Below are 16,613 nucleotides of genomic sequence, written 5' to 3'. Positions count from 1 at the left end.
CCGGTGCGCCCAACACAGCATGAACACCCGTGAAAGACCCTGCTAACGGGTGCGACGGCGCAGCAGTCCGACACGCAAGACCGATGCCGGTTACGCGCGCGTGGTACCCCGGCCCGCCCTGGGCAGATCGAGATCCAGCGGGATGCGCCCGACGGCCAGATGCGCCTCTACCTCATCGGCGGGCATCGGCCGCGCGATCAGAAACCCCTGCGCCCGATAGCAACCCAGCCCGACCAGGGTCCGCGCGGCCACCGGCGTCTCGACGCCTTCCCCGACGACGCCGAGCCCGAACGACCCGGCCAACCCGATAATGGATTTCACGATCGCCAGATCGTCGGTGCTCGCGCCGAGGCGCTGCACGAAGCCACGGTCGATCTTCACCGCGTCGACCGGAAGCGCCTTCAGATGCGAGAGCGAGCTGTATCCGGTGCCGAAATCGTCGATGGCGATCTGCACGCCCATTCGCTTGAGTCCGCGCAGCGTGACCTGGGTGCGCGCCAGATCCTGCACGACGACATGTTCGGTGATCTCCAGGCAGACCGAACTGCCATCGATCCCGAACAGCCGCAGAATATCCTCGATCCGCTCCACGAAATCCAGGCTGACCAGCTGAACCGGCGAAACATTGATCCGCATCACCACATTCGCCGCCAGCCCCCGCCTGCGCCATTCGGCGAATTGCGCACAGGCCGAGCGGATCACCCAGCGCCCAAGCTCACCCGCGAGATTGGTGGCCTCGGCAACGGTGACGAACGCACCGGGCGGCAGCAGCCCCCGTGTCGGATGCAACCAGCGCACCAGCGCCTCTAGCGCCACCACGCGGCCGGTGCGCAGATCGACCTCGGGCTGATAGTGCAGCAGCAGCGAGCCGTCCGAGACCGCGCCGCGCAGATTCAGCTCCACATCGTCCTGCAGTTCGAACTGCGCGCGCATGGCGTCGGTGAAGACCGCGACACCGTTGCCGCCGCCCGATTTCGCCGACAGCAGCGCGTGATCGGCCCGGCGCAGCACATCCGCGACCGTGGTCTCCCCCGGAATACCCACCGCGACACCGACGCTGGCGCCGCGGCTGACCGATTCCCCGCCGACGGTCACCCGCCGTCCGATAAGCTGCTGAATCCGGGTCGCCTCCAATTCGGCCGCCACCGCATCCATCGGTTTGGCCGGCACGATGACGAATTCGTCGCCGCCGAGTCGGGCGATCATGTCATTGGGATCGAGATTCTCCCGCAGTCGCGAGGAGAGCGTGCGAATGAAGTTGTCCCCCGCGGTATGTCCGAGAAAATCGTTGAGCGCTTTGAGCCGGTCGAGATCGAGGAAGAAGGCGGCTACCGGGCCGGGACTGCCCTGTCTGAGCCGCTCCTCCATATGCTCGAGCAGCGCCCGCCGGTTCGCCAACCCGGTCAGATCGTCGTGCAGGGCGATATATCGCAATCGTTCCTCGGCCACCACGCGCGCCTGCAACTGGGCGAAGAGTGCGGCGATCGCCTTGAGCACGTTCAGTTCCCGGGTGCTCCAGTCGCGATCGCCCTGTTTGATGAATCCCAGCACGCCGGTCGACTCGCCGCGCGACAACAGCGGCACCGCGGCCATCGCGACCTGCGGAATACCCGACGAACGCCGGATCGTCTCCTGATAATCGGCGGATTGCTGGGACGGCCGCACAATGATCGGCTCGGTGGCGTGTTCCAATTCCCGGAATACCGAGTCGGCGTGCTCGAAATGCACGATCTTCAGCGGGTCCGGATCCGGTATATCACCACGGTGCGGCCACTCCGCTATGAGCACGGTCGCCCGCTGCTCTCTATCGGTATGGCGTAGGTAGCTGAAGTCGACATCGAAATGCTCGACCAGCCTGGCCAGCACGCGTTCACTCGCCGCCACCATCGTTGTGGCGTCGACGCCCATCAACTCGGAGGCGACCTGGGTCACCAATGAGTCGAGCGTTCGCCGAGGCACCCTATCTCCGATCGCGCTAGCTGCGGTTGCCCGCGCCCGGCACTGGAAGCCGCCTGCTGCGGACCGTGGCTGCTGCCGCATAGCTCAGGCGAAGCACCAATGCCATGATCTCATGCCCAGGCACTCCCAGCAGGTCCAGGAAACGGCCCTGAAGTGTCGTAAGTGTATCCGCGAAATCCGGTGAAATCCCTTTCAGCTCGTCGGGGTGCCGCGCATAAAGGAACAAGGGCGAGACCGGTTGCACCGCAAGACCGAGCCGTTGCGCCGCGATCCAGACCTGCTGCACGGCCGCGCCGCCGCGGGCGTAGTCGGCAAGTGATACCGACTCTGCTCCGGATCGACGCGGAAAAGTTATCGCGACCAGCGCCGAACTCGACAGCACGCGATCGCGGCTGTACTCGCCGAGCGCGGTCCCACCGGACCATTCGCGCAGCCGATCCATCACATCCGAGCGCTCCCCGATCCGGATTTTGGCCTGCTCGTCGGCGGCCAATTCCATACTCCGGATATCGATCCCGGTGCGCGGATCCTCGCCGGGCCAGCGCAGTTCGCCGAACATCTCCTGATGCAGGCGCGGGGTCAGATAGCGAATGCGATCGGATTCGCCGAGCAGCGCGGCCGCAGCGGCGAGCTCATCGGGTGCGGTGATGGCATGCAGCGCCGCATCGGTGGCGGCCGCGTCCAGGGCAGGCAGGACATGATCGGCCAGTGGCGCGCCCGCGCCGAGGTTTCGGTTCGTCTCGCGGGTCAGCGTGGCCGGATAGTCCGCGGCCAGTGCGGAATCGGTGCCGTTGCCGAGATGTAGCACCGCGGAAAATGGGGTGGAGTTGTTCTCGATGAACTCGTGCGCGCCGAGTATGCCGTGCGCGGCGGCCGCGGCGCGGGCGTTGTAGAGCGCCGCGCCGATCGCTACCGCGCTGGCGCGATAGCCGATATCCAGTGCCGACGAGCGGGTACGGACGAGATCGATGCGTAGCTCGTCGCCATCGACGCGCAGGTACCACGGTTGGGTATTGCCGCCCGACGGCGCCCGCTGCGCGGATTCGAGGACCTTCTCGACGGCAGACCCGTCCGGATCCGGTACACCGCCTTCGGGCACCGGAAATTCGTCGGACACCTTCTCGCACACCGGCTCCGGTTCGGCCAGCTCGTCGAGACCACGCTCCAGATCGAACCGGGTCCGGCCCGAGGACAGCTTCTGTCCGAGCCCGACCCGGCGCACCGCCGCCGCTACGATGGCCGCGCCCAGCTGTACATCACCGCCGAGTTGCGGCCAGGTCGTCACGGTTTCGTCGATCTCGACCAGACTCGCGGCCATCCGCGCGGATAGCTCCTTCGGGTCGAGAATCCGCATGACGTGCGGCGCCTTGTCTTTGGTGGACAACCCGCGCAGATCCGCGCCTACGGTCGCGCCGAGCAAACCGTGGAACGTCGGACGGTGCGGTTCCAGGTCATAGCGCTCGACATCGAGCAGGCCGCGATCGCTGGTATCCATCAGCACCGGAAGGCGGTGTCGGCGTGCACCTTCCCGCACGGCGAACTTGATATCGAGCGAATCGCATTCCTCGACGACCAGCGACAACCCGTGCAGGAATGCGTCGACGGTGTCCTCGTCCACGCCCGCGGTGGCGACCTCGACCGGTAGGTATGGATCGAGTTCGGCGATCCGGCGCGCGGTCACGATGGATTTGTTCACACCGATATCGAAGATCCCGCCGGGCACCCGATTCAGATTCGACAGCTCGATGTCGTCGAAATCGGCCAGGCGCAATAAGCCACAGGTGCCTTCCAGTGCCAATGTGTAAGCGACCGCGTGCCCGACGCTCTGTCCGACCACCCCGATCGCGAGACCGGCGCAACGTTCCTGTTCGACGCGGGTGAGCTTGTTCTGGTTGCGGTCCAAGCGAATTGCCCGAAATGTCTTTTCCCCGGGCAATCCGACGAGCGTGCGCCGCCACGGGTAGTAGACCCATCGGTCCGTTTCCGGCCCGCCGAGATCCGCAGGCGGCCGACGCACCTTGGCGAGTTCGGCACGCAGCACATCACGCAGGTCGAGAATGCGGACCTGCGGCGATTTCCGCAATTGCACGAGGATCCGTGCGTCGTCTGCGGCATTTTCATCGAGAATCAGCGGGCGGTGGTCCGCGGTAAGCTCACCGTTCATGCCTGCGCCAATCCTCCGATCCCTGATCCACCCGAGGGCGCTCGACCATGCGGCGACAGCCAGGCATCGAGTGCCGCACGCTCCAGCGCAGTCAACGAACTCTGCAATTTGGTGGCTAATGACCGATATGTCCGGGCATCCCACCACATCGGAATGGTCCGATAGCGGTCGTCAGGATAGGGCACCGCCGGTATCCGATCGGCGACATACCCACCGCTCGAGCGGTACAGACCGATATTTCGCGTGGCAGTGGTGACGAAACCGAACCTGGCATCGAGCAGCCGGGCGGCGTGCACGACACAGCGGGAGATCGCTGCCGCGAGCGCGGCGCGATGCTCGGCCGCTCGGGAGACCCAGACCGCTTTCACCTCGACCACACCTTCTGGTATCCGATCGGCAACCATCGCGCGCAACTCGGCGGCACCGGGTCGACCGGCCCAGGCGCGCAGTGCGTGCACTTCGTCGGCCGCACCGTAGGACCCCTGCGCCCGCAATCCCGCGACGACCGCGCCCGATGGATCCACGGCGGCGAAGAACAACGACGTCGAACGACCGTCGACAACGCTGTCGTATTCCAAAGCGTGATCAACGCCGTAATGCCGGTAAACCTGCAGCGCACCGCGCAGATAACGGCGCCACAGATCGGGATGAGCCTGCGGAGTGGCGACATGGAAGACATATCCGGAATGCATGTCGCGAAACCGCAACACCTCGGCATCGCGCGTGCCCCCCGGGCCGACTGCGATTGTTTCGACAGTCATGGTGTTCCTACTCCGTTTGCTACCGCACATCTGCACGGTCATCGAGCCGGCCTGACCGACTCGCCAGACGACTCGCCGATCGGTTGAGTTTGCCTAGGGCAGTATCCGTCATACGACAAGAATTGACCAGATATCTGGTTAATCTTCCGAAAACTAATTGTCCGTCCCGAAATTACCGCAGGTCAGACCACTCGAACATGCCATCGAATAGATCGTGGAGACCAGTCGGTACTGACGCAGCTAATGTGCGGCAATCTCAAACCAGGATGGAGATGAACAGTTCGACCGACTCCGGCCCACGCCAGATCTCGATTTCCTCCCGGTACGCACGGGTGATCTCGGCGGATGCCGTCGCATCGTCGACCTGGGCCCACACATCCTCGACCGGATCGTGGTAATCCCCGTTCGGCTCGAACCGAGCGTAGACACCCTTGGGCACCTTGACCAGTACGTCACCGACCGGAACCGCACTCGGATCGGAGTACTCGAAACACACGACGGCGTTGTAGTTTCCGGCCGGATCCGGCACGTACACCGTGTACATCGGCTGGTCCGCGCCCGCGCGGTCACGCAGCCGATCCTTGAGGAATTCGATCAGGTCGCTATTGCTGACCTTGAAGCTCGGACGTACCCGCGGCACCACCAGACCGCCGTAGATGGCCTCGCGGCGCACCACGATCGCGTATGTCATCGCGCCTCGACCGCCAGGTAGAGATCGATCTTGTAGGCGTGCGGATAACACTCGAAATCGCCGGTGTAGGTGCGTTTTATCTGGTTGTGTTCCTCGGCATAGGCGATCTGTGTCCACAGGTCCGTCATCACCTGCGGAAAGTTACCGACCGAGGAGAACCTGGCATAGGTGCCGCGCGGTAGCCGCGCCACCAGGTGGCCGCGGGTGACCTCGCCGAAGGATGCGCACTCATAGCCGACGATCTGAGTGTTGTAGGTGCCGAGTTCACCGGAGTAGTCGGTGTAGGCACTGGCCAGTTGGCCGCCGAGTTCCTGATGCAGTACCGCGGCCCACGCGGCCTCGAGGTCGTGGTCCCGCAGTTCCCCGAGCGCACGTTTCGGGCTGCGCACCGGGAGCCCGGCAACCCACGTCTCGTCTCGCTCGACGATTTCAAACTGCATGGAAAGACTCTTTCGAGGTGAACCCGGGGGCGTTGCCCGCATCCGGTCGGCCAGAAAGGCCATGCTATCAACTCGACCGCGTGGTCCGGCTCACATGTCCGGGTCGTTACGCACACCTCACCGCCGCCTCGAACTGGTCGTGTGACCTGTACGCAAACCAGTGGCTATCGATGCATAGTGGACATGATCGCTTCGTCTATTCGCTGAGCGTGTGGCATCCCGACACGACGAACGGAGTTCAGATGACTGCAGGCGCGATCTATGACGAATTGGACAGGCGCGCGGCGCAAGTGGCCGATCAGGTCGTCAAGTGGCGGCACCATCTGCACCAGCATCCCGAGCTGTCCAACCGGGAGTCGAATACCGCCGCACTCGTCGCCGATCATCTGCGCTCGCTGAATCTGGACGAGGTGCGCACCGGCATCGCCGGACACGGCATCGTCGGCGTGCTGCACGGCGGCATGGGCGGCGACCGGACGATCGCACTGCGCGCCGACATCGACGCACTGCCGGTACCCGACCTGTGCGGTGTCGATTTCGCATCGCAGGTCGTGGACAACGACTATCCCGGTGGACCGTTCCCGGTCTCGCACGCCTGCGGCCACGACTGCCACACCGCGATGCTGATGGGTGCCGCCTCGGTACTGGCCGACGTGCGCGACCGCCTGCCTGGAACGGTGCTCTTCGTCTTCCAACCCGCCGAGGAGGGGCCGCCGGTCGACGAAAAGGGCGGCGCGAAGCAGATGATCGATGAAGGCGCACTCGACGATCCATCGCCGACCATGGCGTTCGGCTTCCATGTCACGCCATATCCCAAGGGCTACATCGGATATCGGATCGGCAATCAGTTCGGCGCCTCCTGTCTGGCGAAGATCACCATCACCGGACAGCAGGTGCACGGGTCCACACCGTGGATGGGCGTGGACCCGATGCCCGCCGCGGGCGCCGTCATCACCGGCATCGGCCAGTTGTACCGGCAGGTCAGCGCATTCGATCCGTGCACCGTCAGCATCGGCCACGTGGAGGATGTGGGCCGGTTCAATATCATCGGGCAGACCGTGACGCTATGGGGCACCATCCGCTGCGCGGTCGAGACCGATATGGGCGATATCCAGAAGCGCCTGGACACCCTCGCCGCGCATTCGGCGCAGGCCTACAACTGTTCGGCGACAGTCGAATACCTGCAGGACGTGCCCGCCGTGCACAACACCGAGGCGTGGATCACCGCCGCGCTGCCGACATTCCAGCGCGTCGCCGGGGCCGATAAGGTCACCCCGACGATCCCGACGCTCGGCTATGACGATGTCTCCGAATTCGTCAACAAGTACGGTGGTCTCTATGTGACCCTCGGTGTGCAGGATTCGGAAATCGACCCGAAGACGGGTATGCCAGTGCCGATTCCGGGTGGCCGCGGTATGGCGATGAATCACAATCCGCACTTCTATGCCGACGACGGCCCATTGGTCACCGGTGTGCGGTTGCACGCGCATGTCGCCCATGACCATCTGACCGGCCTGCTCGCGCCGAAATGACCTACGGCACCATGTGATCGTGTGCGAGAACATCGCCGAACTCGACGCCGCGGTCGCGGATTGCTTCGCCTGCCCGCGGCTGGTCGCCTGGCGGGAACGGGCGGCCAGGGAAAAGCGCGCCGCGTATCGTGACGAAACATATTGGGGCAGGGCGGTTCCCGGGTACGGTCCGGACGATGCTCGGCTGCTGATCGTCGGGCTCGCCCCGGCCGCCCACGGCGGCAACAGGACCGGGCGAATGTTCACCGGCGACCGCAGCGGCGATTTCCTCTACGCCGCCATGTACAACGTCGGGCTGACCAATCAACCTACGGCGGTGCACCGCGATGACGGACTGCGGCTGATCGGCGCTCGGGTCACCGCGCCGGTGCACTGCGCGCCGCCCGACAATAAGCCGACACCCGACGAGCGGGACCGCTGCAGTCACTGGCTGAAGACCGAATTGGGCCTGCTCACACCGACATTGCGGGCGGTGGTCATACTCGGCGCGTTCGGCTGGCAGGCACTGCTTCCGGTACTTGCCGCCTCCGGCTGGACCGTGCCGCGTCCGCGACCCGAATTCGGGCACGGCGCTCACGTTGTGCTGCCGCCGACCGTCGATGATCGTGCACCGCTGCACCTATTCGGCTGCTATCACGTCAGCCAGCAGAACACCTTCACCGGTCGGCTCACTCCCGACATGCTCGAAGCAGTGCTGGCCGCTGCGGCGACCGCTGCGGGTCTTCCCGGCCACCGGAGCTGAGCGGAAGACTCAAGACGGCGCGGTGATCTTGGTAATGACGGTAATGCCCTCGTGGGGCGCGACGGTGACGAACTGTCGATAGGTGCGCACCGTCGCATCTAGTCGGAACTCGGTGATGACAACGTCGAAGCGACCGTCGAGCATCGGGGTGATCATGACGCAGTGCTGGGTGCCGGACGGAATCGATTTGATGCCCGCGTCGATCAATGCGACCGAGGACACCGCCGCATCCGCTGTGGTCAGCGCCCGGGCATCCGAGGCCGAGCGGGTCACGTAGTAGGCATATTGGAAGGCCAGGATCACATCCGGCCCGGATTCGGTCGACCCGGTTCCGTTGCCACGCACCAGCTGTTCGGTGCGCGTCGGCTCGCAGTTCGGTCCGCCGCCGAGGACCCGATCGGTGATCGTGGCCGTCGACTGCCGGGTATTGCTCGCCTCGGCCGTGTACACGAGCACCAATGCCACCGCCGCCAGCGTCCCGAAGATCGCGGCACTGCCGACCAGCCAGGGCCGCCGCGGCGGACGCCGCTTCCGGCGATGTGGGCGCGTCGGCGGGAGGACACGTGGTGCGGGTCCGGGCGGGAGCATGCCCGGCCACAGCGGATCGGCAGAGCGACTCCTGCGGCTGCTGACGTGCCGGGGGATGGCAGCCGGCGGGGTGGGTGAACTCTGCGCGGCGGTATTGCCGCCGGACTCGGCTGTGTTCGACGACACCATGATCTCGCCACACCCCTTCACCGGTGCCGCTGGGGCGACCCTTTCAATGCCGTTGTGCAATAACAAGATTGCATAGATGCGACGGTAAGGCGACAGAATGGGCCGGAGAGAACCGGTCAATGGACCAGCACACTACGCCCGAACGGCCCGCGGTTGAGCGCGGTTCCTGCGACTTTGGAGGTTTCCCACAAGCGCCGGGCCGAAGGTTCGTAACGACGGGCATACCGTGATCAATCCGCGCCGGTATGCTCTTCCGGGAACGATGTCCAGCGAAAATACCAGCTCAGCAGTGCATTTCGGTGCATGCGGCGGCATAGTAGAACGCCTGCGACGATGCCGCACGACAACGAGGTCCGGCCGCCGTAGCCTGTCGAACGCCTGTCCACTTCAGCTAAGGCACTCGCCAGGACACCGAAAACCGCGTTATCGGAAGAGAAACCAGGAGCGACTCTCGTGCGAAACCTCTTTGCTGCCGACGGGCGATTCCCGAATGTCGTCGTGACGAGTCTCGCGGCGACCACCTCCATCGCGGGTGATGTCGACGCGACCTGGAAGGGACTCCTGAACGGCGAGAGCGGAATCGACGTGCTGGAGGATCCCTTCGTCGAGGAGTACGACCTCCCCGTCCGCATCGGCGGTCACCTGAAGGTGCGCCCCGAAACCCTGCTGACGCGGGTCGAACAGCGCCGGATGGCTTATGTCGAACAGCTCGCGACGGTTCTCGGACGCGAGGTGTGGCGCAATGCGGGCAGTCCGGAGGTGGATCCCGAGCGGCTCGGTGTGGCCATCGGCACCGGCCTCGGCGGCGCCGATGCGATCACCGATGCGAACAGCAAGCTGAAGAACGGTGGCTATCGCAAGATTTCGCCACTGGCCGTGCAGATGATCATGCCGAATGGCCCGTCGGCGGTCGTCGGTCTCGAATTGAAGGCCAAGGCAGGCGTGGTCACGCCGGTCTCGGCGTGCTCGTCCGGGTCGGAAGCAATTGTCAACGCGTGGCGCATGATCGCGATGGGTGACGCCGATATGGTCGTCACCGGCGGCGTCGAGGGATATATCGATGTACTCCCGATCGCGGCCTTCACCATGATGCGCGCGATGAGTACCCGCAACGACGACCCGAAGGGCGCCTCGCGTCCGTTCGACAAGGATCGCGACGGTTTCGTCTTCGGTGAGGCCGGTGCGCTGATGGTCCTCGAGACCGAGGAGCACGCCAAGGCTCGTGGCGCGACCATCCACGCGCGCCTGCTCGGTGCCGGAATCACTTCCGACGGTTACCATTTGGTCGCTCCCGCCCCCGATGGCGATGGCGCGGCGCGCGCGATGACCCGGGCCATGCAGCTCGCCGGTCTCACCCCGAAGGACATCACCCACATCAACGCGCACGCGACCGCGACCCCCATCGGTGACACCGCCGAGGCGAACGCGATCAACAAGGCCGTGGGCAACCACGCTTCGGTGTACGCGCCGAAGTCGGCACTGGGACATTCGATCGGCGCGGTGGGTGCACTGGAATCGATTCTGACCGTGCTCAGCATCCGCGACGGCGTCGTGCCGCCGACCCTGAACCTGGACAACCTCGATCCCGAAATCGATCTGGATGTTGTGCACGGCGAGACGCGCAACCAGGAGATCGAGTACGCGATCAACAACTCGTTCGGTTTCGGCGGGCACAATGTCGCGCTCGCCTTCGGCCGGTACTAGCGGACGAGAATGGCACGCGGGTAGAGCAGCTGGAAACCGAGCTTCTGCACGTTCTGCTGCGACTTCGAACCCGGCAGTGTCGTAACCACCGCGAGGTCGCAACCGGCGGCCGCCGCGGCGGCGAGGCGCATCGACAGCAGTGCGCCCTGCACGCCGCGGCGCCGGAATTCGGGAAGGGTTGCCGCACCGCATAATTGGGCTACACCGTCGCTGAGGCGCAGGCTCGCGCCGCCGACGGGCTTACCGTCGATCATGGCGAGCGAACCGACGAAACCGCTCGTCGCGGTGAGGTCCCGCTCGGCGCGTTCGATGGCCTCGCGCGGGAATTCCTCGTGCGAGGCGACGCCCTGGGTGTCCGGCGTGGCGAAGCCGTCGACGACGACGTTCACCCAGGTCTCGAATTCGTCGTGCCCGACATAGCGGATCTCGATGCCCTCGGCCAACTGCGCCTGCCGCCCCGGCTCGAGCCGCAGGCCCAGCACGTTCTCGAATCCGAACAGCACGTAGCCGCGGCGCGTCAGACGTTCGACGACGGCCGGATCGGCCAGCGTGCAGACCTCGATCTGAACCGGCGCGTCCCGCTCGGCGAAGGCTTGTTCGATCGCGTCCAGCTCGGCTTCATCGAAGGCAGCGCCGTTCATGCCGATGCCGACCACCTTGTCGAGCGGTGAACCCGGGCCAGCCCACACCGCGAGGCCGCCGCCGATGGGGCGCACCAGCACTCGCTGCTGTGGGTCGCGGCGGGCGGCCGCGCGAGCGCCCTCCTCGATCAGCGTGCGTTCGGCGCGCTCGACCCGCGCGGCGAGGTCCTGCCCGGCGAACAAACCCGGGGCGAATTCAGTCGGCATGAGGCATTCCTACCTTGTCGATAGCACCGGATTCACCTGGTTTTACCGCCGGGCGGATTCGGCGTGTCGCTCGTTGACCCGGACGAGCTCGGCGTCCAAGGAAAGTGTTCCGGCACCGACGATGAGCAGGAATGCGCTCCCACACAGTTGCGCGAGATCGGTGCGGGACTCGTGCAGCAAGGCCCACCATCCGGACTTGCCCGGGAACAGTGCCGCATCGCCCCAGAGCAGCGGCAGTTTGGTGATCAGCAGCGCACCGATCATGTCGACGACCATCGGGACCGCCGCAGCCCGTGTCAGCAGCCCGACGAGGATCAGGCCGCCGCAGGCGGTTTCGAAGACACCGTCGAGCGGTGCGACGAATCCGGGAGCCGGGATGCCGACCTTGTCGAATCGGCCGACGCCGAGGGTATCGGGATAGACGAACTTCTGGATGCCTTCGGATAGGAAGATCACGCCGACGAACAGGCGGATCAGGACAATCGACGCGGGTGCGTTCGTCGCGGCCAGTCGAGTCGACCAGGTGCTGAGCTGGGACATACGCTGAGCCTCCGCCCGTAAGACCGTAATACATTGCGCGCCAAACACATTAGATTCACTTGTGGCCGTCCTGAGCAATGAGGACCGAGCAGTCGGCGTGCCGGGCGGCCTTCTCGGCGGTCGCTCCGATGAATCGACCCCAGATCGCCGAATGACCACTGCGGCCCAGGACCAGCAGATCCGCCTCATGGTGTGTGGCGGCGACGGCGAGTTCATGCGCGGGGTGCCCGGCTCGGATTTCGGCTGCAATGGCTATGCCGCGCTCGGCGGCCGTCTCGGCAGCCGCGGCGAGCCAGCGGCGGCTGGCCACCTCCTCGATCGAGAACTCCTCCTCGATTTCCCCGATCACCGGTCCATAGTGCGGCCGATGCTCCTCCACCGCGACCACGGTGAGCACGGACTTATTCGCGGCGGCCAACTCGAGTGCCATCCGCAGAGCTTCCCTGGCGCCGGGCGAGTCGTCGTATCCCACCACGATCCGCTGGAACACACCTCCAGTGTGATCGTCGGTTCCGCGACGCGCTATCCGACCACAGGCGGTGGCCGAATCCGACTCCAGATGGTGGTTCGGCAGACGGTCGGCGAACTATCGTGAGCGTATGCCTGTTACCGACGGTACCGAACCGCCAGTCATACCCGGTGTGCGCCGTTCGTTCGTGACAGCTCGCGATGTCCGGTTCCACGTCACCGAATCCGGACCCGAGGACGGTCGCCCGGTCGTGCTGCTGCACGGTTGGCCACAGCACCACTACGCCTACCGAGATCTCCTCGCCGACCCGCCCGAGGGACTCCGGATCATCGCCCCCGATCTGCCCGGATACGGCTGGTCGGGTCCCGCGCCGCACCGGTGGTCGAAGGAGGAAGTCGCCTCCGATGTGTTTGCACTCCTCGATGCGCTCGGCCTGGAACGCGCCCTGCTCGTCGGCCACGACTGGGGCGGCTACATCGGCTATCGCATGGTGCTGCGCGAACCCGACCGCTTCGACGGCTACCTGGTGCTGAATATGGCCCATCCGTGGGTACCGCCGACGACGGTCATGCGACAGCTCTGGCGCTTCCTCACCTACCAGCCGCTGGTCGCCACGGTGGGCGTGCCGCTGCAGCAGCGCACCCGCTTCCTCGAATGGCTCATCAGAGGGGCGATCACCGACCGCGGCACGGTCAGTCCCGAGGTGATCCGCATCTTCGCCGACCGATTCCGCGATCCGGTCTGCGCCCGCGCCGCCACCGACACCTACCGCACCTTCTGGCTGCGCGAAATCCCGGATGCCGCACGTCATCCCGAACGCCGCCGAATCACCATCCCGATCCGCGTCCTCTTCGGCGTGAATGACCCCGCTGTCCATCGCTCCCTCGCCGCCCCCGAGACCGCCCGTGGCGCCGACGACTACACCTTCGAACCGGTAACCGGCTGTGGACATTTCGTCGCCGACGAACGCCCCGAACTCGTCCGCGCCCGCCTGATCGAACTCGCGGCAGATACGAAGTAGCCCATGCCACTGCGGCTTCCGCGCCCATGCCTGGATAATGCGACCGTTGGCCGAGCTGCCGACCGCGACGGTGGAACGGCTGGTCCAGCTCGATGTGCTCGGACCGGTCGCGCACACCCAGGCGGTGCTACCTGGAATGCGGCGTTGTTCATCTGTACCGCGATACACCCGTCCTCGGCAGCGTCGAAGTCACCGCGATAACGGCCCGACCGGCATCCCGGATGATGCGGTCGAGGTCGTCGATGATGTCGCTGATCGCATCTCGAGTCCGATCCGCCTGCGCGGATGCCGGCTCCCTGTCGAATTCGATACCGATCTTGTTGAGCTGCAGTCCGGTATCGAGCAGACTTCGAACCAGGTTATCCGCGATCTCAGCGAAAGCGGCTGTGTCGCTGTACCATTCATCGCTCTCGGGCTGTCGATGCGCGGTGATGTGGTCGAACTGCTTGTCCCGCATAATAATTCCTCTTGCCGGACAGGTTCACTGACTGCCACGGCCGCCGATTGCCTGGAACTCGTTCAGCGCCGGAAGTACCCCGCATCCGGCTACCGCAAACTCCTGAAGCCGCAGCGGTGGTCTCTGGCCATGAATATATGTTGCGCGAAGTGTGCTGAGCCTATTGCCATGAGCGCCGCAGCGGGGCAGTGTGAACATGTCGGTGGCGCCACCGGGGCGCTGCCCTGCACACCGAGGGAGTCGCTCGTGTACGCACGTTCTACCACTATTCAGGCGCAACCCTCCGCTATCGACGCCGGGATTGCGCACGTACGTGACGAGGTAATGCCGGCTTTGGAAGACATACGCGGCTATGTCGGACTATCGTTGCTGGTCGATCGCCAGTCCGGCCGGTGCATCGTCACTAGCTCATGGGAATCCGAGGATGCGATGACCGGCAGCGCCGACCGGGTTCGCCCCATTCGAGATCGCGCGGCCGCGGCATTCGGCGGCGGCGGCACCCAGATCGAGCAATGGGAAATCGCCGCCCTACATCGTGACCACCGCGCACAGCAGGGCGCCTGCGCCCGCGTTGTCTGGATCAAGACGAACCCGGATCGACAGGACGCTGCGATCGAGACCTACAAATCCCAAGCCCTACCCGAAATGGAATCCCTCGAAGGGTTCTGCAGCGCGAGCCTCCTGGTCGAGCGCGCATCCGGCCGTGGCGTCTCCTGCGTCACCTTCGATACCGCCGACGCCATGGAACGCAACCGCGAAGACGCAACCGCCCTGCGCGAGCGAATCACCCGCCAAGCCGGTATGCAGGTAGTCGACATGTGCGAGTGCGAGTTGGCCATCGCCCACCTCCGCGTCCCCGAATTGGTGTAAACGCACGGCCGCGGCTCCCGACGGGTTGACCGGTCGGGAGCCGTCGGCGCTACACCGTTACCCTGGGCGTCAAGCTCCGTAGAGCGCCCGGAGTTCGCGTTTGTACACTTTGCCCGATTCATCCCGAGGCAAAGCCGCGACCACACGCACGTGGGCCGGAATCTTGTAGCGAGCAATCCGGTCGGCGAGGCCCGCACGAATTCCACTCTCGGTAAGCGTCGCCCCGGATCGCGCAACGACATGCGCCGCGACCGCTTCCCCCAAATCGCCCGCATGCGGGACGCCGAATACGGCGACGTCCGCTACCCCGGCGAGAGCAGCGATAGCAGCCTCGATTTCGGCAGGGTAGATATTGACGCCTCCCGAGATGATGATCTCGCTGGAGCGCCCGGTGAGGTAGAGGTAGCCGTCGTCGTCGAGGAACCCGGTGTCACCGACGTTGAGGAAGCCGGGGACGGGGCTGGTCGCTTGTGCGTCGCGGTTGAGGTAGCGGAAATCGGGCCAGTAGTCGGCACCACGAACGAACACATTCCCGATCTCGTTCGGCGGCAACGGTTTTCCGTCCTCGGTAGCGACAACGACATCGGAACCGTCGGCACCACGACCGACGCTCCCCGGATGTTCGAGCCATTCCGCGGCGCCGATCCAGGTAACGGTGCCCGCCTCGGTGCAGCCATAGAACTCGATCACAGCATCACCGAACCACTCGATCGCGGCGCGTTTGACAGCGGGCGGGCACGGCGCCGCGGAATGGATGAGGTGCGTCAGACTGGAAACGTCGTAGCGACAAGCGATTTCGGCAGGCAACGACAACAGCCGCGACAGCATCGTCGGCACCACCTTGGCCTGCGTAATCCGACGCTCCTCGACAAGCTGCAGAAATCGCTCCGGATCCCACCGCGGCATGATCGTAATGTTGGTCCCCATCCGCAGCGCCAACACCGCCACCGCATTGGGACTGGTGTGATACAGCGGCCCAGCCACCAACATCTGCCCACCCGGGGCCAATCCCATCCGCTTCGCCGTACCACCCGCGATGGACAACAGCTGATGCGGCGCCATACGTTCGCGGAGAACACCTTTCGGCGTTCCCGTGGTGCCCGATGTATAGATGAGCCCCATCGAATCCGCAATCGCACCATCGAGATAACCGAGCGGTTCAGGATGATCCCGGATCCACTGCTCAACAGTGCGGTGCCGACCAGTGGGCTGCGCCGACGCCGAGTTGAGCCCAGCTTCCTCGAGCAGTTCAGTCGGCATAGCGACCTCGACAATCATCGGCCCCACCCCGGCTGTCTCACAAGCCTTCTCTATGGTGCCGATGAACTCGGTATGCGCGAGAACGACGCGAGCACCGCTGTCTTCGAGGACATGCGCAACCTCGGCGGCCCGCCAGCCCGTATTGATAGGAACGGGATTGGCCCCACAGGCAGCAATCGCAAGAGAGACTTCGAGAAATTCGATGTCGTTCCGCAACATCACCGCGACACGATCACCGCGCGCAATCCCATTCGAAACGAATGCCGACGCGAGACATCCTGCGCGGTGATGCGCCTCGGACTGGGCGCGCACCCGTGCACCGCAGGCAATCGTCGGAGCAGCCGAGGACGCATCGTTCATGAGCGCATTCTGTCAGGTACGAAGTTGGTGAGCGGGGCTCATGCGCTGGTACGCCGATGAACTCGACAGCGCAGGTGA

At 65.0% G+C, this 16,613-nt stretch carries 16 protein-coding genes; 5 read left to right on the top strand and 11 right to left on the bottom strand.

From position 1 onward, the window contains the following. Positions 1 to 90 precede the first annotated feature (90 nt). From ACZ60G_RS35030 to ACZ60G_RS35010, 5 genes are all read right to left on the bottom strand, one after another. Positions 91 to 1,908, bottom strand: a complete 1,818-nt coding sequence (locus ACZ60G_RS35030) for a putative bifunctional diguanylate cyclase/phosphodiesterase (RefSeq protein ID WP_051182549.1) — start codon at positions 1,906 to 1,908, stop codon at positions 91 to 93. A 67-nt stretch (positions 1,909 to 1,975) separates the two neighbouring features. Further along, on the bottom strand, positions 1,976 to 4,123 hold the full coding sequence (locus ACZ60G_RS35025; protein WP_465815638.1) for an Rv1355c family protein: 2,148 nt from the start codon (positions 4,121 to 4,123) through the stop codon (positions 1,976 to 1,978). Further along, the gene (locus ACZ60G_RS35020; RefSeq protein ID WP_465815636.1) at positions 4,120 to 4,884 is read right to left on the bottom strand and encodes a hypothetical protein; all 765 of its coding nucleotides are present in this window, start codon (positions 4,882 to 4,884) and stop codon (positions 4,120 to 4,122) included. Before ACZ60G_RS35020 ends, ACZ60G_RS35025 begins: the two co-directional genes overlap by 4 nt. A 256-nt stretch (positions 4,885 to 5,140) precedes the next feature. Further along, positions 5,141 to 5,575 carry an effector binding domain-containing protein gene (locus ACZ60G_RS35015; protein ID WP_354959785.1) on the bottom strand — a complete coding sequence of 145 codons (435 nt, stop codon included), beginning with the start codon at positions 5,573 to 5,575 and terminating at the stop codon, positions 5,141 to 5,143. After that, positions 5,572 to 6,015, bottom strand: a complete 444-nt coding sequence (locus ACZ60G_RS35010) for a GyrI-like domain-containing protein (protein WP_063036734.1) — start codon at positions 6,013 to 6,015, stop codon at positions 5,572 to 5,574. Before ACZ60G_RS35010 ends, ACZ60G_RS35015 begins: the two co-directional genes overlap by 4 nt. A gap of 242 nt (positions 6,016 to 6,257) precedes the next feature. Here ACZ60G_RS35010 and ACZ60G_RS35005 point away from each other — a divergent pair, with 242 nt between their 5' ends. Further along, positions 6,258 to 7,547, top strand: a complete 1,290-nt coding sequence (locus ACZ60G_RS35005) for a M20 metallopeptidase family protein (RefSeq protein ID WP_465815634.1) — start codon at positions 6,258 to 6,260, stop codon at positions 7,545 to 7,547. Positions 7,548 to 7,566: 19 nt separating this feature from the next. Next, positions 7,567 to 8,289, top strand: a complete 723-nt coding sequence (locus ACZ60G_RS35000; RefSeq protein ID WP_465815632.1) for a uracil-DNA glycosylase — start codon at positions 7,567 to 7,569, stop codon at positions 8,287 to 8,289. A gap of 9 nt (positions 8,290 to 8,298) precedes the next feature. Here the strand turns inward: ACZ60G_RS35000 and ACZ60G_RS34995 are convergent, their stop codons facing one another. Further along, entirely contained in the window at positions 8,299 to 9,006 is a 708-nt protein-coding gene (locus ACZ60G_RS34995; RefSeq protein ID WP_465815630.1) for a DUF8176 domain-containing protein, read from the bottom strand. A gap of 453 nt (positions 9,007 to 9,459) precedes the next feature. Here ACZ60G_RS34995 and ACZ60G_RS34990 point away from each other — a divergent pair, with 453 nt between their 5' ends. Then, entirely contained in the window at positions 9,460 to 10,710 is a 1,251-nt protein-coding gene (locus ACZ60G_RS34990; protein ID WP_465815628.1) for a KasA/KasB family beta-ketoacyl-ACP synthase, read from the top strand. Here ACZ60G_RS34990 and ACZ60G_RS34985 read toward each other — a convergent pair. The 3 genes from ACZ60G_RS34985 to ACZ60G_RS34975 form a co-directional block, all read right to left on the bottom strand. Then, positions 10,707 to 11,534 carry a GNAT family N-acetyltransferase gene (locus ACZ60G_RS34985; RefSeq protein WP_465815686.1) on the bottom strand — a complete coding sequence of 276 codons (828 nt, stop codon included), beginning with the start codon at positions 11,532 to 11,534 and terminating at the stop codon, positions 10,707 to 10,709. The two genes, ACZ60G_RS34990 and ACZ60G_RS34985, sit on opposite strands and share 4 nt — an antisense overlap. Positions 11,535 to 11,600: 66 nt before the next feature. After that, a complete protein-coding gene (locus ACZ60G_RS34980) occupies positions 11,601 to 12,098 on the bottom strand; it encodes a DoxX family protein (RefSeq protein WP_465815626.1) in 498 nt (165 codons plus the stop codon). A 55-nt stretch (positions 12,099 to 12,153) separates the two neighbouring features. After that, entirely contained in the window at positions 12,154 to 12,588 is a 435-nt protein-coding gene (locus tag ACZ60G_RS34975) for a universal stress protein (RefSeq protein WP_465815624.1), read from the bottom strand. Positions 12,589 to 12,697: 109 nt separating this feature from the next. On the opposite strand from ACZ60G_RS34975, the gene ACZ60G_RS34970 reads away from it, so the two are divergent. Continuing rightward, complete coding sequence (locus tag ACZ60G_RS34970; RefSeq protein WP_465815622.1) at positions 12,698 to 13,588, top strand: alpha/beta fold hydrolase; 891 nt, start codon at positions 12,698 to 12,700, stop codon at positions 13,586 to 13,588. 148 nt (positions 13,589 to 13,736) lie between these two features. Here the strand turns inward: ACZ60G_RS34970 and ACZ60G_RS34965 are convergent, their stop codons facing one another. Further along, entirely contained in the window at positions 13,737 to 14,045 is a 309-nt protein-coding gene (locus ACZ60G_RS34965; protein ID WP_465815621.1) for a hypothetical protein, read from the bottom strand. A gap of 246 nt (positions 14,046 to 14,291) precedes the next feature. Between ACZ60G_RS34965 and ACZ60G_RS34960 the strand changes: the two genes are divergently transcribed. Next, complete coding sequence (locus tag ACZ60G_RS34960; RefSeq protein WP_465815619.1) at positions 14,292 to 14,915, top strand: hypothetical protein; 624 nt, start codon at positions 14,292 to 14,294, stop codon at positions 14,913 to 14,915. Between the two features lie 69 nt (positions 14,916 to 14,984). On the opposite strand, the gene ACZ60G_RS34955 is transcribed toward ACZ60G_RS34960, so the two are convergent. Further along, the gene (locus ACZ60G_RS34955) at positions 14,985 to 16,535 is read right to left on the bottom strand and encodes an AMP-binding protein (protein WP_465815617.1); all 1,551 of its coding nucleotides are present in this window, start codon (positions 16,533 to 16,535) and stop codon (positions 14,985 to 14,987) included. Positions 16,536 to 16,613: the final 78 nt, after the last annotated feature.

The organism is Nocardia sp. NPDC102475 (assembly GCF_055584605.1).
The sequence above is the reverse complement of the archived record's forward strand: the minus strand, read 5'-3'. Positions and strand labels throughout refer to the sequence as shown.